The following is an 18,344-nucleotide window of genomic DNA, read 5'->3' on the forward strand; positions in this document are numbered from 1 at the left end:
GACGCTGACGCTTGCTCATGGATGGCGCTTTGCGCTTAGTTGGGCGCCTTGAGCGTGATGATCGTTTGACGCAACAGCTGGAAGTACGAGCTCGTCGAATACGGAACCATCTGCTCGGCGTAGTTCCACCAGAAGAATCCGCCGATGAAACGCGGATCGGTCATGCTGTTGACCATCGGGTAGTACGTCTTGATCAGGTTCTGCTGCACCGACGCCGGCGCGGAGGTATTCGAGGTGCCGATTTCGCCGAAGCCGACCTTCGCGTTCGGGAAGATGCTTTCCAGCGCCGCGAAATCGTTCTTCCACGTCGGATTCAGCCCCGGGCAATCCTGGTACGGGTAGTAGCTGAACAGCGCGTAGTCGGCTTGCTGGCGGACCGTCGACGACAGGAAGGTGGTCGGCCACGTCTTCCAGTAATCCTGCGGCTTCTCCCAGCAGTTGGTGCCCTTGCTGTCGTCGTTGTAGTACAGCGTGATGGCCGTCTTGCCGCCGTTCGATTTCACGATCTGGTTGGCCGCCGCGACCATCTGGCCGATCTGCTGCTCTTGCGCGTTGACCACGCTGTTCGTCCCGCTCGGGTCGTTACGCAGCCATTCGCCGTTGATTTCGTTCGCGATCTCCCAGACGTCGACCGTGTTCTTCAACTGCGACACCAGTTCCTGCGTCCTGGCCTTGTACGTGGCGAGATCCGTCGGGAAATAGTAAGAATCGTAGACTTCGCCCATCACGTACGCGACGGCGTGCAGGCGCAGCAGCGGTGCGTAGTAGTCGGCGGCCGACGTACCCGGATCGAACACGACACGCACGGTGGGCTTGTACGGCAGGTTCTGCAGCGACGCGACGATCGCGTCCAGCTTGGTCAGGTCGTCGAGGGTCACGCCGTAGACGGGATTCTTCAGAGGTTCGACCTGGGCTTCAGCGGGCCGGGATAAAGGCAGGAGCCCGGCATAAGCGACGCATGCGGCGATGGCCGTGCGCGAGATATTTTTCGTCAGTCTTTTCAAAACGCTTTCCGTCCCAAAGTAAGAAGAAGCGCGATTTTAGACGAAAATAAAAGGTAATTATCGGATGATATTGAAAGTGGCGAGCCCTAAAAAGATCGTTAGGATCGGTATCAAAAGTGGATGCGGCAGGATGCCGCGCCAGGTAAGTTGTTACGTGATACTTATTAAATGCACTGCAGCATCGGCGCGAGAAGCTGGTGCCGGGAGAGGCGGCGGCGGGTGCGTCTCAGGGTAAAACCGAGGTGCGGGTGGCTGCGTGCAAACGATTGCCGACGCCCGAAGCTAGCCGCAGCCAATCGCCCCTGACACACGCGGCTCAGCGACACGAACCACCCACGCCCACCAGTTCATTCAGGCGACCGGATAGCGGAACCCGCTACCACCCGGATTCCGCTACGCGGCGCCTTCGTTGCCTGCTCAGGCAGACGCGTTGCGATTCGCCTCGATCACCGTCAGCGCCGCCATGTTGACGATCCGGCGCACCGTCGCGCTCGACGTCAGGATGTTCACCGGCGCGTTGACACCCAGCAGGAACGGCCCCACCGCCACGTTGCTGCCCGCCTCGGTCTTGAGCAGGTTGTACGCGATATTCCCCGCATCCACGTTCGGGCAAACCAGCAGGTTGGCAGCGCCCTTCAGCGGCGACATCGGCAGCAGCTTCGACCGCAAGCCCTCGTCGAGCGCGCAGTCGCCATGCATCTCGCCGTCCGCCTCGATATCCGGCGCCTGCTCCCGGACGATCTCCAGCGCCCGGCGCATCTTCACGCCCGACGCCGCGCTCCCCGACCCGAAGTTCGACCGCGACAGCAGCGCCGCTTTCGGCGTCAGGTTCAGCCATTCCATCTGACGCGCCGCGGCGATCGTGAATTCCGCGATCTGCTCCGCGTCGGGATTGTCGTTGACGTGCGTATCCACCAGCGCGACCGTCCGCTGGTCGAGCAACAGGATGTTCATCGCCGCATAGGTCGACGCCCCCGGCTTCTTCCCGATCACCTCGTCCACGAACCGCAGGTGGTTGTGATACTCACCCACCGTCCCGCAGATCATCCCGTCCGCGTCGCCAAGCCGCACCATCATCGCGCCGATCAGCGTCAGGCGGCGCCGCATCTCGACCCGCGCCATCTCCTTCGAGATGCCATCCCGGCAGCGCAGCTCCCAGTACTTCGTCCAGTACTGCGGGAAGCGCTCGTCATACTCGGGATTCGTCACCTCGACATCCTGGCCGAGCCGGATCCGCAGGCCGAATCGCTCGATGCGCGCCAGCAGTACCTCCGGGCGCCCGACCAGGATCGGCCGCGCCAGCTTCTCGTCGACGATCACCTGCACCGCGCGCAGCACGCGCTCGTCCTCGCCTTCGGTAAAGACGATCCGCGCCTTGCCGCCGTCGCGCACCAGCCGGCGCGCCGTCGCGAACAGCGGCTTCATGAATGCACCGGAGTGGTAGACGAATTGCTGCAGTTGCTCGACGTACGCGTCGAGATCGGTCAGCGGGCGCTTCGCCACGCCGCCGTCCATCGCCGCCTTGGCCACGGCCGGCGCGATACGGACGATCAGGCGCGGGTCGAACGGCTTCGGAATCAGGTATTGCGCGCCGAACGCCACGTCGTACGCCCCGTAGGCCGCCGCGACCACTTCGTTCTGCTCTTCCTCGGCCAGCCCCGCGATCGCGTGAACGGCGGCGATCTCCATTTCGCGGGTGATCGTCGTCGCGCCGACGTCCAGCGCGCCCCGGAAGATGTACGGGAAGCAGAGGACGTTGTTGACCTGGTTCGGGTAGTCCGAGCGGCCCGTCGCGATCACGACGTCGTCGCGCGTCGCATGCGCCAGTTCCGGGAAAATTTCCGGCGTGGGATTGGCCAGCGCGAGAATCAGCGGGCGCGGCGCCATCGCCTTCAGCATCTCGGCGGTCAGGATGCCGCCGACCGACAGGCCCAGGAACACGTCCGCGCCGCCGATCACGTCGGCCAGCTTGCGCGCGTCGGTGTCCTGCGCGAAGCGCGACTTCGCCGGATCCATCAGCGTGGTGCGGCCGCGATAGACGACGCCCTCGATGTCGGTCACCCAGACGTTTTCAACCGGCAGCCCGAGGTCGACCAGCAGGTCCAGACAGGCCAGCGCCGCGGCGCCGGCCCCCGACGTCACGACCTTCACTTCCGAAATCGACTTCCCGACGACCTTCAACCCGTTGATGAACGCGGCGGAGACGGTGATGGCGGTGCCGTGCTGGTCGTCGTGGAAGACGGGGATCTTCATGCGATCACGCAGCTTCTGCTCGACCGTGAAGCACTCGGGCGCCTTGATGTCCTCGAGGTTGATGCCGCCGAAGGTCGGCTCGAGGCCGGCGATGATGTCGACCAGCTTGTCCGGATCGGTTTCGTTGATCTCGATGTCGAAGACGTCGATCCCCGCGAATTTCTTGAACAGCACCGCCTTGCCTTCCATGACCGGCTTCGACGCGAGCGGGCCGATGTTGCCCAGGCCGAGCACGGCCGTGCCGTTCGTGATCACGCCCACCAGGTTGCCGCGGCTCGTGAACCGGTGCGCCTGCAGCGGATCGGCGGCGATGGCCTCGCACACGCCCGCCACGCCCGGCGTGTACGCCAGCGCGAGATCGCGCTGGGTCACGAGCGGCTTGCTGGCGACGACCGAGATCTTTCCCGGCGTCGGAAATTCGTGATAGTCGAACGCTGCCTGCTGCTGTGTCTCAGTCTGTTTCATGTTTTTCGATCCGGGCACGGGCGCCAGGCCAGTCCCGGCGCGATCCATGAAGGGGATTCTAGGGCTCCGCCATAACGTGTTGATTCTGTTTTAATATTGGCCCATCACTTTTTCATGATGGATACATGACCAGTCAATGACTTTTGACGCAAACGACGTGGTCAGGCGGCTGGGCGCCCGCTTGAAGATGCGGCACCTGGTGCTGTTGCTGCAAATCCAGCAGCACGGGTCGCTGACGCGCGTCGCGGAGCACATGGCCAGCAGCCAGCCCGCCGTGACCAATGCGCTGTCCGAGCTGGAGAGCATGTTCGGCACGCCGCTGTTCGAGCGCTCGTCGCGCGGCATGCGGCCCACCGCGCTCGGCGCGGTCGTGCTCGAGCGGGCGAAGGCGATGATCAAGGATCTCGACCACCTCGCCCGCGAGATGGAGGCCGTCGCCGCCGGGCATGCGGCCCACCTGCACATCGGCGTGATTCCGTTCATTTCCGGGCAGATGCTGTCGGCCGCGCTCAAGCGGCTGCAAGCGCGCATGGAGCGGCGCCTGACCGTGACGATTCATGAGGGCACCAGCGATCAGCTGCTGCTGCAGCTCAGGGACCACGGCGTCGACATCGTGATCGGGCGGGCCTCGTCGGCGATCGACCTGGGGCAGGTCTCCTTCGAGGTCTTGTACCAGCAGCAGCCGCGCATGATCGCGAGCCGGCGCCTTGCCGCGAAACTGGCCCGCACCGCGCTCGACTGGCACAAGCTGCACGCGCTCGACTGGATTCTCGGCGCGCCGCATACGCCGATGCGGGAACAGGTCACCGACCTGTTCCTGTCGGCCGGCATCGCGCCGCCCGTTCCGATCGTCGAGAGTTATTCATCCAAGCTGATCGGCGAGATGATCGCGTCGAGCGACGAGGCCGTGTCGATCGTGCCGGCCGATATCGCGGAAGAACTGGTGCGGATCGCCGGCGTGGCGATCGTGCCGTACTCGCTGGTGTGGACGCTTCCGCCCATCGCGCTGTTTACCCGCGCCGCCGATTCGCGCTCGCCGGCGCGGGATCTGCTCGTCGAGGCGCTGCGCGAGGTGTGCAGGGAGACTTACGGGGACGCGCAGCGGTAAGGTTTCACGTGCCACGCCTGCGTTGAACGGCCCGCCGGATCCGCCGAAACCCGTCGTGCATCTCGACGGCTTCCCGGTGCGCCACCGGCCCCGGGCTACTTGCTGGCCGCGAGGCGCCGCAGAATCTCTGCACGCTCGGAAGTCAGCACATGGTCCGAGCCCTCGCCGCGGTCATAGCGTTTGGTCGTCCGGTAGGACAACCGCTTCTTGTACTGATTGGTAGCGGGATCGAACACCCACGCATCGACGTCGAAGAGGTGCGCTTCGAAATGACTTTCGCCCTTGCCCCACACATAATCGGCCCGAACGAACACCGGATAGGACGACACGTCCGGCACCTTCCACATCGCGCGATCGGCCAGTTCGGTCTGGGTGACTTCCGGCATCAGGTTCTCGATCTTGCCGTTCGCGCCATAACGCAGGATCGCCACGCGCTCCAGCATCCCGCTGCCGCCGCCCGAAAACATTCCCGAGAAGAACACCCACGAGCCGCCCGACGCAATCGGCAGCCGCTCGGACCTTGGCGTCAGTCCGAACTGGTAAAGCTCCTTCGGCGAATTGGGCAGCGGCGCGGGCGGCATCTCGAAGCACGGCGCACGGTCCGGAAGCACGCAGAGTTTCACGCCGGACAGCGGGAGGCCGTCGGTGTCCGTTCGGCCCTCCGCCTGGGTGAAACGCGGGAAGGCGAGTTCGCCGGATGCGGCTTGAACGCCTGTGACACCAACGACGGAAAGGCCCAGGATCACCCCAAGCGTTTTACGGAACCCGCGCATGCACCCGCCCTCTTCTCTCATGTTTTGATAGGCGCGAATTGTCGATGATCCGGCCGGTTCTGTCGAATGAACGTGCTTGACGTGGCGTGAGGTACAAGGGAGCGCTACTCAGCCGCCTTCTCGTACAGTGACCAGACGATCCCGTCTGATTTCGACCCGACGCGAATGAAGCCCAGCGACTCGTAGTAAGCGCAGAGCGTCACGTTCTCCACGGCGCAATCGAGTCGAACGAAACGCCGGTTCAAGCTGCTCACCTTGCGCCCGCACCAGTCGAGCATGAAGCTGCCGAGCCCTTGCCCGTTGAAACCTTCCCGCACGCACAGCCCGTGCACATAGCCAGCGATCGGTTCCTGCGGCCCCCAGTGCGTGTCCTCGTCGAAGGCGAGCGAGAACGTTCCGGCCAACGCGCCGCCCACTTCGACGACATACACGTCCTTTTGGGACACGTTGTTGCGTACCCACGCCTCGGAAAATCCGTCGCCTTCCTTGCCCCATACATGGTCGTCGTACGTGAGCTTCTTCGCGTGTGCGTCATTCCGGATCCGCGTCAGCACCGGTACGTCGTCTGCCGTTGCCCTGCGGATGCTTTTCGAGGTCATTGCTCGTTTCTCCGTTGCAGCGAGTCGGTGAAGGAACAACCGCGATTCACAGTTCACGGCTGCGTTGCCGGAAAAGTCCGGCATGCGGGTGCAAACCCGCCCGAAGCATTCGATGTGCCGCTACACAAAGCATCACCTGCAATTTCATATCGACTGTCTCGGCCAGCCTTGACCGGATATTCACGCTCAATCAGCGCTCTTTCCGCCACGCGTTGACGCTCCGGGTACCGAGACCCGGCGCCTGCTGCTGACTGGTCGCACTCCGACGCGTACAACGTTCGCACGCCGGCAACGTTTTGCACGCCATGCGCCAGCGTGATTTTCCTGAACGCTAACCCAGGGACAAGTAAATGCCGGTGCCAGCATCAACGACGAACAGGAGCGCAATGACGAGGCAGACAACTTGCCAGACACCGCGCAGGCGAGTTGCCCCGACATACAATCCTGCCACGCCGACACAAAGCGTCACGGGCCAGTATTCCATGCCAGTTCCAAGCACAACGAGATAAAAAGGAAAATCAATGGTGATGTTACTCATCCCGGAATGCTCGGTTGCGTGCGTGGCGTATGCGTTCGCTCATGGTTTGAATGACATCGATCAGTCGCCGGAAGCTCACCCCTGCGCCTGATGGCACACCACCTCGATATTGTGCCCATCCGGCCCGATGACGAACGCCGCGTAGTAATTCGCGTGATAGTGCGGCCGCAGCCCCGGCGCGCCATGGTCCTTCCCGCCTGCCGCCAGCGCCGCGCGATAGAACGCGTCGACTTGCTGCCGGTTGTCGGCCACGAACGCGATGTGTAGATGCGCCGGTTTCTCCGTCGTCTGGAACAGGCACAACGACGGCTTGCCCGGCGGAGAGATCTCGATGCCGTACGACGGCTCGCCCTCGCCCTGCACCACGACGCCAAGCGGCTCGAGTGCGCTCAGGAAAAACGCCTTGCTCGCTGCAAAGTCGGTCACGCCGAATTTGACATGGTCAAACATGACTCCCCCTCGGATAGATGGGTCTACCGGCACCCGGATGGAACGTTGAAATCACCGCGATGTTGCCACACGCAGCCGTCGCTAGCATCCCCTGCGCGACCGAACAAGAAGAGCCTGACACAGTCGGATCAACGAGCGGGATACTCACCCGTCATCGAGCAGTCACGGCGTGCGACACGACGTCATCGTGATGCTGGCGACACCCGGCGATCGCGCACGAAGCTGTGACTGATCGTCGAGCGACAGGCATGTCTGGAAGGATTCCGAAAGAAACGACCACTGCGAAACATGCGCATCGGATGACCTGCCCGCCGGCAGGGTCGGCAAGAGAATGGCCGGGTCAATCGACCTTCATCGCTCGCGCTCTCAGGGGTGCGGAATGGCCAGGTCATGCGATCCCGACAAATCGGACAGACGATACGGGAATGTCGGCGCCCGGGAATCCCGGAATGAAGCAGCGAGCCAGTGACGGGATCTCGCTGCCGGTTCGCTGTACCGCACGCTCGATACGTCGCACTGAACTTCCGGTCTCGCCGGTTTCAGCGGCATGCGTCCGCGATCTTGGAAGGTCGATTCCGTGCTGCTATCGTTGTGCACCTTTTGACGATTTCGGAGCGGGAGATACATGCCCTTGATCTTGCGTCGAGCGATTGCCGCTGATGCCGCAGAGGTGGCTGAAGTCTATCTACGGTCGCGCGACACGCTGGCATCCTATGCGCCGCTCGCGCACTCGGAAGCCGCCGTCCGCGATTGGGTTGCCAACGTGCTGGTTCCGTCGGGCAACGTTACCGTCGCCGTGAACGATAACCGCATTGTCGGCATGGCCGCGCACGTTGTTGCTGACGGCGTGGCGTGGCTTGACCAGTTGTATGTGTGCCCCGAATGCAAACGACAAGGGATTGGCACTTCCCTCCTGGAATCGGTGAAGTCGCAGACGGTTGGCAAGCTCCAGCTCCATACGTTCCAGATGAATCTCGATGCCGCTGCGTTTTACGAGCGGCATGGGTTCATTGCGGTTGAATACAGCGATGGGAGCAGGAATGAGGAGGGCTGCCCTGACGTCTTGTACTGCTTGATCCGGTAGCACGCGAAACGCCCGCCTGTCCTGCGCAGACAAGCGCTTCCCCAAGGGTCCACCGGCACAGCCATTGGAGCATGCGCATCAACGTAGCGGCCCACACCCCGCCACCCTCACGCTCGGCGAGTGCTCAGCTTGATTGCCCCTCGTCGGCGACGCGGGCAAGCCACGCCGAAAAGCTCCCCGCTACACGCTCGCGCCGCGCATCATCATGCCAGACCCGAATCACTTGTCCGGAGCAACCGCCTTCCGCGGGATCGAGGTCGATACACAGATGATTGCCACTGCCGTCATGCGTGAATGGAATCCACTTCAGGTTGTACCAGTCGTCCCCGATGCCTGGATCCGGCTCCGATTCCACACCGTCGAAATCGCCTCCGTCGACGAGACCTTTCCAGATACGCCATTGCGCGAGGATCTCGTGCGCGCTCAGCAGCGCATCACTTCCGTAAAATTCATCCCCCGAATCGGCCTGGCCATCGTGAATGCGCAGGCTGTCGACGAATGCGTCAGGCAACCGCGTTCCCAGCGCAGTCTGCAAGGCTGCGATCGCGTCGTCGGACGCCGGCCCGTTGAGGCCACCCGGCAGACGTGATGCATCGGCGGCGAAGGCTGCTTCGAGTCGTTGCCATGTTTCGCGAAGATCGATGCCGCGTGCGTCGTCGATATTACGGGGCGTCGCGCGGGCGTCGACCACTGGTGACGGTGGTGAGGCTGCCTCGACGGATGTTTCCGCCACGGGGCACGGCGGTTCACTGGCGAGGTCGCGGTCGAGACGCAGGAACAGCACCGACGAACCTGCCGCCATGGGACCTTCCGCGGCGGGGATCGCGACGAGCACATCGGCACGAACGACGCCGCCGATCAGCCCGTCGCCTTCGGACGGCAACAGGCGGACGACCAGGTTTCCGTCGACGCCACGATGCAGATTGCCCCATCGCATCGCGTTCAGTCGGGCATCGCGCTCGACGCCGTGGTCGACGATGCCGGACTCCCAATGAGGCCCCGGCGTTGCAGCATGCTCGAGCAAATCGAGTACGCGCGGCATGATCGCGTGCATCAGCATCGCCACTGCGCTCGTGTGGCCCGGCAGGTTGATCAGCGTGGCCTGATCGTAGCTGGTCAGGACCGTCATCCCGCTTTGCGTACCGTCCGGGCGCGTGAACGGCAGAATGGTTTTCTTCGGCGGCGAGCGATTGTCACTGCGTCCGAAGTTGAAGCAATTGACCGGCGTTTGCTTGATGTCGACAGTCGTTTCGTCGTAGGCGTACACCAACTGCCTATTCAGCCCCAGATTCCGAAAGGGCGGCACGGCAGGCAGCCCGGCACCGACGATGAGGTCGTAACGCTGCGCGAGCTCGGCCAGTTTCTTCTTGAACGCGTATTCGTTCTGCTGCACCTCAAGCGGCGGCCATGCCATGTCCGGCGGCTCGATGTACTCGACCGAACGCACCTCGTATCCCCAGCGCTGCAGGACCGCCCGGATGTACGGTCCGCTCGTGTCGGGCCGCTGCCAGCGCTCGCGCGCGGTGCGGGGTACGCACTGCTCATACCCGACAATCACCACGCCGATGCGCGGCCGCTTCGTCACCTCGATGTCGCGTACGCCTGCGGCCGTCAGCGCGATCTGCCGTTCGGCCGTTATCCGGCTGCCCCTGGGCAGGAGCAGGCTGCCTTGCCGAAATTCGCTGCCCGGTGCGATCACATGCCGGCCGGCGGATAGCGGCGCGTGCAGCAGCAGAAGCGATCGAGCGCCACGGTACGAAACCTCGAGGTCGCTTTTCGGCACGACGGTGTCGGCATTTTCCGGCAACGGGAAATAGGGTGGGACATCGACCGCACACTGCGCGCCGATTGCGCGAGCCGCCGGACTGCCGGCCGGCGAGGCCAGCGCGCGCCGGCTGAACTGGAAGTCGAGCTCAGCCGGTGCGCCACGCGTCGCATGCGCGGTATCGGATGCGCGCAACGCATAGCCTTCGACCGCAGCAAGCGGAACGGGCGGAACATTCTCGGGGGCGAAAACGTCCGCCGCCGTCACGCGCGTCAACGCATCCTCGACCGGAATCGTCTCGGATTGCATCGCGCCCGGCACGGCCCGTCGGCAGAGCTTGTAGGGCTGGTCGAGCCAGAAGGGGAAGTTCTCGTGATCGTTCATGGTGATGGGTGTTGTCATGCCCTGGTTCGAAGGAGGCCTGCGGACCACGGCACAGGTACGGTTATCGTCGCCCGTGGCTTAACGTTTTGCCGCAGGCTGCGGAGAACCGACATCGACGTAGAACGGCTCCTGGTCGATCACACGCTGATTCAGATAGAAATTGCCGAGGAAAGCGCCCGCACGTCGATTATCGCTGGCATCGATACGCTTGACCGATACTTCCGGATCCCTTGATGCGCCCTCCTCTGTCGAGGCAAACGGATACTCGTCGGAATCGCAATCGGTCGACGTTTCGTCCGGATCGCCGGTGAACGTGCACGGGCCAGTGACCGCGCCGTATATTTGCCAGGAAGATGAATGCAATATTAACAAAGGCCATATCACGATCGTTTCTCTTTTTTAAACAATCCGATCCGATTCAACGACTGTTAAATCCCCTGTAACCCGGACGCAGTTCGCCACGAGGCCGGGCATGGATGGCGTTGCAAATCGATTCGCGAGACATATGCTGGCCGGATCGTCCGGGTCGCGAACATCAACGGATGGCGAAAGTGTTGCACTTCGGATTGGAGGCCGCCCCCACGCGGTGATTCCAGATCAATCAACTCGGCTTTCCGGAGTGGTCAAATCGCTTTGAAACGATCGCATCCACAATTTCATCTGAATCGGCCAATTTAAAAACGCATCCCGATATATTTCATTTTACTTGCAATGACTAGCAAATGATGTAGGCTTGCTGGCGCCGTCATGAACTTCTTGAAAACCCTCTCCGCGGTGCATTTAACCATGCGCAATTTATTAGATCGTTCTGCGTCGAATTCGATTCAATACTCCATTGGAATCCTGCTGATTGCAGCCAGCCTTGCCGAAATCGCGCATGCGGCGCCAATCGAGACGTCGTTGCAGCGCTCGATCGGGCAGGCGCTTGAATCCCGATCGGGCGGGACGTTGAAGCTGCCGGCCCGGTCGGACGACAGCCTGGTCGAGGCAATCAAGGCCGACGAAATTTCCGGATGGGTATTTGGCACTGCGACGCAAATCCTGCGCGAAGACGAATCCGGCGATCCCGTCACGAAGCTGTTCATTGCGCGCAACGTGAATGGCCGATGGATCGCGGGTGTGGAGGGCAGCAGCCAGTTCGGAGAATTGCTCGATGCGGCCCCCCCCACGCTGCTCGCGACCGACGAGCGGAAAAATCTGGCGTCGAGACGCGCATCGCTTGCACCACGGTCGGCTGCCTTGCCGCAACCGGGCCTTGCGTTGCCGTGAGAACCGAATGCCGGGTGGTATTGGACGGGCGGTGCACACGGCTGGTCCGGACAAAGCAGGCCGTATAACTCCCTCGATTTCTCGGGTGGCAACGGCCGCGTGCTGGCGGCGCGAGACGGCTATCTTTACAAGAGCTGCGAGCGCGACGGCAGCGCCATCGTGAAGGTGGTTCACGACAACGGCTATGCGACGACTTATTACCACATGGTCCAGCTGACGTCGCTGAACAGCGGTACGCGGGTCCGTCAGGGGGAATATCTCGGCAGCGTCGGAAACGGCCTGCCTTGCGGCGGACAAACGACGGGGCCGCATGTCCACTTTTCATTGAGCAAGGATGGCAATGACGTGTCCGTCAATGGCATGACGATCGGCGGCTGGCAATTCTTCGAGGGCACTTCGCCGTATTCCGGATACGCGGTTCGCAATCAGCGACGCGTCTCTCCGCAAGCATGGCTGGTCAACTACGGGAGCGCGGATTCCAGCGATCCGTCCACGCCCGTCAGCGCACGTGTACAGGCACCGGGTCCGGCGAATCTGCGCAGCGCGCCTTCATTGTCGGCGCAGGTCGTCGGTTCGCTCGAGAATGGGCGCACCGTGCAGCTCGCTTGCCACCAGTACGGCGATTCCGTGAATGGCAACTGGGGCGCCACACGGCTTTGGTATCGAATCGACTCGAATCAATGGATCTCCGACGGATTCGTCTACACGGGCAGCAACGACCCTGTGGTGCCGGAATGCGCGAATTAGCGCGGGCGCACCGCGACAGGAAACACGATGCCCCACGTGTCGAGATTTTCCGGACCGAAATCGATCCATCTTTGCGGTCACATCGGACGCTCCCGAACCGGAAGCGTTGACCGCGCTCCATCTGTTTCCAACCAACTGCGACTCGACCCGAACGCGCACGTCAGACAAGACCATCAATCCAGCAAGGCAGTGGGCCGCAGGCGCGCACGCCCACTGCCCACTGCCTCGCCCAATCCGCAAAGCGCCTTAAAGAATCCGGTTCAGCGCCTCCGCAAACCGCCCAACCGCCCCATCGACATCATGCAGCTTGTCGAGGCCGAACAGCCCCAGCCGGAAGGTTTTGAAATCCTCCGGCTCGTCGCACATCAGCGGTACACCCGCCGCGATCTGCAACCCGACGTCGGCAAACTTCTTCCCGGTTCGAATCCCGTCGTCGTCCGTATAACTGACCACGACACCCGGCGCCTCGAACCCTTCCGCCGCCACGCTCCGGAAACCCTTCTCGGCCAGCAACGCACGAATCCGCTTGCCCAGCTCCAACTGCTCCTCTTTCACCTTGTCGAAGCCGTACGCCTCGGTTTCCTTCATCACGTCGCGCAGCGTCGTGAGGCTATCCGTCGGCATCGTCGCGTGGTACGCGAACCCGCCACCTTCATACGCTTCCATGATCTGCAGCCACTTGCGCAGATCGCATGCGAAGCTGGTGCTGGTCGTGCCGTCGATACGTTCGCGGGCCAGTTCGCCGAGCATCACCATCGCGCAGCACGGCGACGCGCTCCAGCCTTTCTGCGGCGCGCTGATCAGGATATCGACGCCGCTCGCCTGCATGTCGACCCACACCGTGCCGGACGCGATGCAATCGAGCACGAACATGCCGCCGACCGCATGCACGGCATCCGACACCGCGCGCAGATACCCATCGGGCAACATCATCCCGGACGCGGTTTCGACGTGCGGCGCAAACACCAGATCCGGCTTGTGTTCCTTGATCGCGGCGACCACTTCGTCGATCGGGGCCGGCGCATAGGCGGCCTGCCGTCCCGCTTCGACCGGGCGCGCCTTCAGCACCGTCGTCTCGGACGGAATGCTGCCCATGTCGAAAATCTGCGACCAGCGGAAGCTGAACCAGCCGTTGCGGATGACGAGGCACTTCTTGTTGGTGGCGAACTGCCGCGCGACGGCTTCCATGCCGAACGTCCCGCTGCCGGGGACGATCACGACGGACTTCGCGTTGTAGACCTTCTTCAGCGTGCCGGAGATGTCGCGCATGACACCCTGAAAGCGCTGCGACATATGGTTGACCGAGCGATCGGTGTACACCACCGAATATTCGAGGAGACCCTCGCGGTCAACATCGGGAAGTAATCCTGGCATGCTCGCCTCCGGTGAAAGATGAACGATGGAATCTGGGCGAGCAGTGTCCGTGATGCGATACCGCGCTGCACCCATGCAATTGCGTTATTTTCTCGACGAAAGCAGATTCTAACGAAGGCCGCGCGCCGCTTGGGGCATATTTTGTCGGCTGTCCGGCGCAGGCGTGACGGCGCGCCGCCGCCGGCCGACGCGCCGCGCTGCAACGGAGCCGCGGCGGGCCCCGGCTGAATCGCCCGCCCCGTGGCCGTCCACGCCGATCGTTGCAGCGCACGACGCCCACGAAGCCCTGTTCCATGTACGGATAAATGGCCCGTCCGCCGCATGCCGCCTACCATGTCGGCTCCCCCTTCACGACAGAGTCTTCGATGATCCCCCACCGAGCATCATCACAGCAGCCGTCGGCCGATCCCGCGCTCGCCGAGCGCGTCGATGCGGTACTGTCCCGCCAACTCGACACGCAACGCCTCGTCGGCGTGGTCGTCCTGGTCGCACGCGACGGCGAACTCGTCTATCGCCGCGCGGCCGGGTTCGCCGACCGCGAAGCACGCACGCCGATGCAGGAGGACACGCTGTTCAGGCTCGCGTCGGTGACGAAGCCGATCGTCTCGGCGGCGGCCATGGCGCTCGTTGCCCGGCACAAGCTGTCGCTCGACGACGACGTCACGAAGTGGCTGCCCGAGTTCCGCCCGGCGCTGCGTGACGGCAGCGTGCCGGTGATCAAGGTGCGCCACCTGCTCACGCATTCGGCCGGCCTCGGCTATCGCTACGCGGAAGCCGACGCGGCCGGCCCGTATGCACGCGCGGGCGTCTCCGACGGGCTCGATGGCGCATCGATCACGCTCGCCGAGAACATGCGCAGGATCGCGAGCGTGCCGTTGCAGTACGCACCCGGCACCGGCTGGAACTATTCGCTCTCCATCGACGTGGTCGGCGCGGTGATCGAGGCCGTCACCGGACAGCCGCTCGCCGACGCGGTCGATGCGCTGGTGCTCCGCCCGCTCGGCACCCGCGACACGGGATTCGTCGCACGCGATGCCGCGCGGCTCGCGACGCCTTACGTCAACGACACGCCGCAGCCGCACCGGCTCGCCGAGAACGAAGCCGTACCCATCTACGAAGGCTCCGTCGGCGTGACGTACTCGCCGTCGCGCGCGCTCGACAAGGAGGCGTTCGCATCGGGCGGCGCCGGGATGGTCGGCACCGCCGGTGACGTGCTGGACGTACTGGACACGCTGCGGGCCGGTGGCGGCGCCATTCTGCCGGCCGAGCTGGTCGACGAGATGGGCCGCATCCACACCGGCAACCTCGCGTTGCCCGACCTGCCCGGCGCGGGCTACGGGATCGGGTTCTCCGTGTTGCGCGACCCGCGCGCGGCGCTGTCGCCGGAGTCACCGGGCACGTGGCGCTGGGGCGGCGTCTACGGTCATTCGTGGTTCGTCGACCGCGCACGAGGGCTCACCGTCGTGTCGCTGTCGAACACGCTTTACGAAGGGATGAACGGCCCGTACACGCTCGATCTGCGCGACGCGGTCTACGGCGTCGGCTGACACGCGCAGACCCGCGCCATGTCATTGCGCGCGCAACAAAAAAGGCCCGACACGGTCGGGCCAATGAGGTGAGACACAAGGAGAATCCCGCCCACCACACCGGGCGGGTCACGCCGCGCTACACGACGTTCTTTTCGACGATCGGCCGGTTCTCCAGCACGCGCGCCCAGCCGAGCGTCGACAGGTCGAGCGTGTCGTAACGCCCGCCCAGAATGAGTTCACTGACGCCGCGCCCCGTCGCCGGCCCCTGCTGCAGCCCGTGGCCGCTGTAGCCGTTCGCGAACACGACGTTGTCGAGGTCCGGGTGATACCCGATGATCGCGTTGTGGTCGAACACGTTGTACTCGTAGTACCCCGACCAGCAGTTCTCCACGCGCAGCGCTTCGAACTCAGGCACGCGGTTCGCAAGCGTCGGCCAGATCACTTCGTCGAACAGGTCGTGGTCGACTTCGTCGAGCGGCAGGTCGTCCGGGTCGCGGTCCGGGCTCGGCGACGTCCCGCAGATATACGTGCGCCCTTCCGGCCGGAAATACACGCCGGTCGGGTCGATCAGCAGCGGGCAATCCGTGAGCTTCGCCGGCGACGACACGTTGAAGATGCTGCGGCGCCGCGCATACACGGGGATGTCGATGCCCATCATCGACGACAGCGTGCGCGTCCATGCGCCTGCCGCGTTCACGAGCGTGTCGCACGCATAGCGTTCGCCGTCGGCCGTGACCACGTGCGTCACCTTGCGGCCGTCGCGCACCACGTCCTTCACGTCGGACGGCACATAGCGCACACCGAGCGCCTGCGCCTTCTTGCGCAGCGCCTGCACGAGCCCATAGCCGTCGAACCAGCCTTCGCCGCTCGCGCCATACGCACCCGACACGAGATCGTCGACGTTCAGCCACGGGAACTTCGCGCGCAGCGCATCGCGATCCATCAGCCGGATGTCCGCGCCGAGGCTCGTCTGCAGCGCGTGGTTCTCGCGCAGCGTCGCATCACCGGCCGGCGTCGCGAGGAACAGGTAGCCGCCTTCGTGCAGGTCGATCGACGGCTGATGGCCATCCACTTCGAGGCGCTCGCCGATCGTGCGCAGGAAGTCGATGCCGAACAGCGACATCTCGATCGACAGCGGCGTCGAGAACTGCTGGCGAATCGACGCGGCCGACAACGCCGACGACGAGCGCGCATAGGTGGGGTCGCGCTCGATCACGGTCACGGAAACCGTGGGATCGGTGGCGCGCAGGAAATAGGCGATCGAGCTGCCGATCACACCACCGCCGACGATGACGACTTGAGAACTCACGACTGACTCCAGTTGCACATGTTGGGTGCGGCCAGCCGGCCGCGCCCGTGGGTTGTTCGTGCCGCGTCACGCGCGGCGTCGCGCGGGCAAACTCGTGCGGCTGCCACGCCGGCGTGCGCCGCGATCGCCACCGATCGCTGATGGCATTTCAGCACGTCCGGCGTCGCCGCGAAAGCCCGCGCGCGGGTGGCGTTCAATCCGCCGATTTCGTCGTGACGGGCTGCCACGCGGCGTTCTTCACCTCATACAGCGTCGAGCTCGGGTTCTTCAGGTCGCCCGTGTTCGTGAACGCGATCGTGCCCGTGATGCCGTCGTAGCGCGTGCCCTTCAGCGCGCCGTTGAAATCGGCCGGCTTCGTCGAGTTCGCCTTCTGCATCGCGTTGATCGCGATCCACGTCGCGTCGTACGCGAACGGTGCGTACGCAAGCATGTCGATGCCGTACTTCTGCTTGAATTTCGTTTCGAATTCCTTGCCCTTCGCGAGACGCGCGAGCGGCTGCCCGTATTCCCACACGGACGCACCTTCAGCCGCATTGCCGGCCAGCTTGATGAAGTTCGCGTTCATCACGCCGCCGCCCGCGAGGAACTGCGCGCGGATGCCGAGCTGGCGCATGCGCTTCACGAGCATCGCGGCCTGTGCGTCGAGCCCGCCGAAGAACACGAGATCGGCGTTGGTGCTCTTGATCTTCGTGAGCTGCGCGCTGAAATCAACCGCCTTGTCGTTCGTGAATTCGCGCGCGACGATCGTGCCGCCGTTCGCCTTCACCGACTTCTCGAATTCGTCGGCTTCGCCCTGGCCGAACGCGGTGCGGTCGTCGATGATCGCGATGCGTTTCGCCTTGGTCACGCTCGCCGCATACGCGCCTGCGTTGCCGGCGTTCTGCGTGTCGGTCGCGATCACGCGGTACACGGTGCCGAGCCCGGCGCGCGTGATGTCGGGATTGGTCGCCGACGGCGTGATCATCGGAATGCCGGCCTTCGCGTAGATCTTCGACGCGGGCAGCGTCGTGCCCGAGTTGAAGTGGCCGATCACGACGGCCACCTGCGCGTCGGCGAGCTGCTGCGCGGCCTGCACGCCGGTGCGCGGATCGCTCTGGTCGTCCTGCGACGCGACGACGAACTTCACGGGCTTGCCGCCCACCATCGTACGTGCGGCATTCGCTTCGTCGACGGCCATGCGCACGCCGTTCTCGATGTCCTTGCCGTAGGCGGCGCCGCCGCCCGTCAGCGGGCCGGCCACCCCGACCTTGACGACCGTCTCCTGCGCGTGAACCGCGCCGGTCTGGAGCGCGAGGATCGCGGCGGTCAATGCGACGCCGGAAAGCGAACGAATGCGGAACGTCATGACAATCCTTGTTCTGGGGGGCCGGGATGCAACGCGCGACTGCCGCGCGTCGGCAACCTCCCGCGTGCCGGTCATGTCGTCCGCCTGCGGGGCGTCTTGCAACGCCGCTACCGGCCGGTCGATCGCCGCGGCTCCGTCTCCGAAGAGCCTTTCATCGCGAAAGAGGTGAATGGATTGTGGATAGCCAATACCCGTGCAGCAAACGAAATATCGGAACTATGTTGTGAGGATTTGTCATCAAGTGCCGCGTACGCGGGCGGCCCGCGGCCCACGCCACGGTGGGCCGCGGGTAAATCATTACCGTGGAATGCCGCGCCGGCGCCCGGCCATCAAGGCCGGCCGTGGTCA

Annotated in this window: 15 protein-coding genes and 1 pseudogene; 4 read left to right on the forward strand and 12 right to left on the reverse strand. The window is 63.9% G+C overall.

Features of this window, described 5'->3' with window-relative positions; genetic code table 11:
• Positions 1-35: 35 nt before the first annotated feature.
• Both CFB45_RS27990 and CFB45_RS27995 read right to left on the reverse strand, forming a co-directional pair.
• A complete protein-coding gene (locus CFB45_RS27990) occupies positions 36-968 on the reverse strand; it encodes a hypothetical protein (protein ID WP_373452695.1) in 933 nt (310 codons plus the stop codon).
• 453 nt (positions 969-1,421) lie between these two features.
• Entirely contained in the window at positions 1,422-3,722 is a 2,301-nt protein-coding gene (locus tag CFB45_RS27995) for an NADP-dependent malic enzyme (protein ID WP_089428334.1), read from the reverse strand.
• Between the two features lie 136 nt (positions 3,723-3,858).
• Here CFB45_RS27995 and CFB45_RS28000 point away from each other — a divergent pair, with 136 nt between their 5' ends.
• A complete protein-coding gene (locus CFB45_RS28000) occupies positions 3,859-4,830 on the forward strand; it encodes a LysR substrate-binding domain-containing protein (RefSeq protein WP_089428335.1) in 972 nt (323 codons plus the stop codon).
• A 95-nt stretch (positions 4,831-4,925) separates the two neighbouring features.
• On the opposite strand, the gene CFB45_RS28005 is transcribed toward CFB45_RS28000, so the two are convergent.
• From CFB45_RS28005 to CFB45_RS28015, 4 genes are all read right to left on the reverse strand, one after another.
• A complete protein-coding gene (locus tag CFB45_RS28005; RefSeq protein ID WP_089428336.1) occupies positions 4,926-5,603 on the reverse strand; it encodes a hypothetical protein in 678 nt (225 codons plus the stop codon).
• A gap of 104 nt (positions 5,604-5,707) precedes the next feature.
• Complete coding sequence (locus CFB45_RS28010) at positions 5,708-6,202, reverse strand: GNAT family N-acetyltransferase (protein WP_089428337.1); 495 nt, start codon at positions 6,200-6,202, stop codon at positions 5,708-5,710.
• Positions 6,203-6,533: 331 nt separating this feature from the next.
• Positions 6,534-6,740 (reverse strand): hypothetical protein, encoded by a 207-nt coding sequence (locus tag CFB45_RS38610; protein WP_089474138.1) that lies wholly within the window; start codon positions 6,738-6,740, stop codon positions 6,534-6,536.
• Between the two features lie 75 nt (positions 6,741-6,815).
• Entirely contained in the window at positions 6,816-7,190 is a 375-nt protein-coding gene (locus tag CFB45_RS28015; RefSeq protein WP_089428338.1) for a VOC family protein, read from the reverse strand.
• A 625-nt stretch (positions 7,191-7,815) separates the two neighbouring features.
• Here CFB45_RS28015 and CFB45_RS28020 point away from each other — a divergent pair.
• Entirely contained in the window at positions 7,816-8,274 is a 459-nt protein-coding gene (locus CFB45_RS28020) for a GNAT family N-acetyltransferase (RefSeq protein WP_089428339.1), read from the forward strand.
• Between the two features lie 124 nt (positions 8,275-8,398).
• Here the strand turns inward: CFB45_RS28020 and CFB45_RS28025 are convergent, their stop codons facing one another.
• Entirely contained in the window at positions 8,399-10,441 is a 2,043-nt protein-coding gene (locus tag CFB45_RS28025; RefSeq protein WP_256978378.1) for an SMI1/KNR4 family protein, read from the reverse strand.
• 60 nt (positions 10,442-10,501) lie between these two features.
• Positions 10,502-10,807 (reverse strand): NucA/NucB deoxyribonuclease domain-containing protein, encoded by a 306-nt coding sequence (locus CFB45_RS28030; RefSeq protein WP_256978379.1) that lies wholly within the window; start codon positions 10,805-10,807, stop codon positions 10,502-10,504.
• A gap of 402 nt (positions 10,808-11,209) precedes the next feature.
• Here CFB45_RS28030 and CFB45_RS28035 point away from each other — a divergent pair.
• Positions 11,210-12,439: pseudogene (locus tag CFB45_RS28035) on the forward strand (peptidoglycan DD-metalloendopeptidase family protein).
• A 246-nt stretch (positions 12,440-12,685) separates the two neighbouring features.
• Here CFB45_RS28035 and CFB45_RS28040 read toward each other — a convergent pair.
• On the reverse strand, positions 12,686-13,813 hold the full coding sequence (locus tag CFB45_RS28040; RefSeq protein WP_089428341.1) for an aminotransferase class V-fold PLP-dependent enzyme: 1,128 nt from the start codon (positions 13,811-13,813) through the stop codon (positions 12,686-12,688).
• A 365-nt stretch (positions 13,814-14,178) separates the two neighbouring features.
• Between CFB45_RS28040 and CFB45_RS28045 the strand changes: the two genes are divergently transcribed.
• Positions 14,179-15,360 carry a serine hydrolase domain-containing protein gene (locus tag CFB45_RS28045; protein ID WP_089428342.1) on the forward strand — a complete coding sequence of 394 codons (1,182 nt, stop codon included), beginning with the start codon at positions 14,179-14,181 and terminating at the stop codon, positions 15,358-15,360.
• Positions 15,361-15,478: 118 nt separating this feature from the next.
• Here the strand turns inward: CFB45_RS28045 and CFB45_RS28050 are convergent, their stop codons facing one another.
• From CFB45_RS28050 to CFB45_RS28055, 3 genes are read right to left on the reverse strand one after another with little or no spacing between them, the layout of a single operon-like run.
• Positions 15,479-16,651, reverse strand: a complete 1,173-nt coding sequence (locus CFB45_RS28050; protein ID WP_089428343.1) for an NAD(P)/FAD-dependent oxidoreductase — start codon at positions 16,649-16,651, stop codon at positions 15,479-15,481.
• The gene (locus CFB45_RS38615) at positions 16,648-16,848 is read right to left on the reverse strand and encodes a hypothetical protein (RefSeq protein ID WP_256978380.1); all 201 of its coding nucleotides are present in this window, start codon (positions 16,846-16,848) and stop codon (positions 16,648-16,650) included. The genes CFB45_RS28050 and CFB45_RS38615 overlap by 4 nt, the downstream gene beginning before the upstream one ends.
• The gene (locus CFB45_RS28055; RefSeq protein ID WP_089428344.1) at positions 16,845-17,996 is read right to left on the reverse strand and encodes a branched-chain amino acid ABC transporter substrate-binding protein; all 1,152 of its coding nucleotides are present in this window, start codon (positions 17,994-17,996) and stop codon (positions 16,845-16,847) included. Before CFB45_RS28055 ends, CFB45_RS38615 begins: the two co-directional genes overlap by 4 nt.
• Positions 17,997-18,344 lie beyond the last annotated feature (348 nt).

This window comes from Burkholderia sp. HI2500, assembly GCF_002223055.1.
In the GTDB taxonomy this organism is placed as follows: domain Bacteria; phylum Pseudomonadota; class Gammaproteobacteria; order Burkholderiales; family Burkholderiaceae; genus Burkholderia.

What these genes read in the sequence shown, in the direction of transcription:
- CFB45_RS27995 (WP_089428334.1), bottom strand. Translation starts at nt 3,722, where the DNA reads ATGAAACAGACTGAGACACAGCAGCAGGCAGCGTTCGACTATCACGAA.
- CFB45_RS28000 (WP_089428335.1), top strand. Translation starts at nt 3,859, where the DNA reads ATGACTTTTGACGCAAACGACGTGGTCAGGCGGCTGGGCGCCCGCTTG.
- CFB45_RS28005 (WP_089428336.1), bottom strand. Translation starts at nt 5,603, where the DNA reads ATGCGCGGGTTCCGTAAAACGCTTGGGGTGATCCTGGGCCTTTCCGTC.
- CFB45_RS28010 (WP_089428337.1), bottom strand. Translation starts at nt 6,202, where the DNA reads ATGACCTCGAAAAGCATCCGCAGGGCAACGGCAGACGACGTACCGGTG.
- CFB45_RS38610 (WP_089474138.1), bottom strand. Translation starts at nt 6,740, where the DNA reads ATGAGTAACATCACCATTGATTTTCCTTTTTATCTCGTTGTGCTTGGA.
- CFB45_RS28015 (WP_089428338.1), bottom strand. Translation starts at nt 7,190, where the DNA reads ATGTTTGACCATGTCAAATTCGGCGTGACCGACTTTGCAGCGAGCAAG.
- CFB45_RS28020 (WP_089428339.1), top strand. Translation starts at nt 7,816, where the DNA reads ATGCCCTTGATCTTGCGTCGAGCGATTGCCGCTGATGCCGCAGAGGTG.
- CFB45_RS28025 (WP_256978378.1), bottom strand. Translation starts at nt 10,441, where the DNA reads ATGACAACACCCATCACCATGAACGATCACGAGAACTTCCCCTTCTGG.
- CFB45_RS28040 (WP_089428341.1), bottom strand. Translation starts at nt 13,813, where the DNA reads ATGCCAGGATTACTTCCCGATGTTGACCGCGAGGGTCTCCTCGAATAT.
- CFB45_RS28045 (WP_089428342.1), top strand. Translation starts at nt 14,179, where the DNA reads ATGATCCCCCACCGAGCATCATCACAGCAGCCGTCGGCCGATCCCGCG.
- CFB45_RS28055 (WP_089428344.1), bottom strand. Translation starts at nt 17,996, where the DNA reads ATGACGTTCCGCATTCGTTCGCTTTCCGGCGTCGCATTGACCGCCGCG.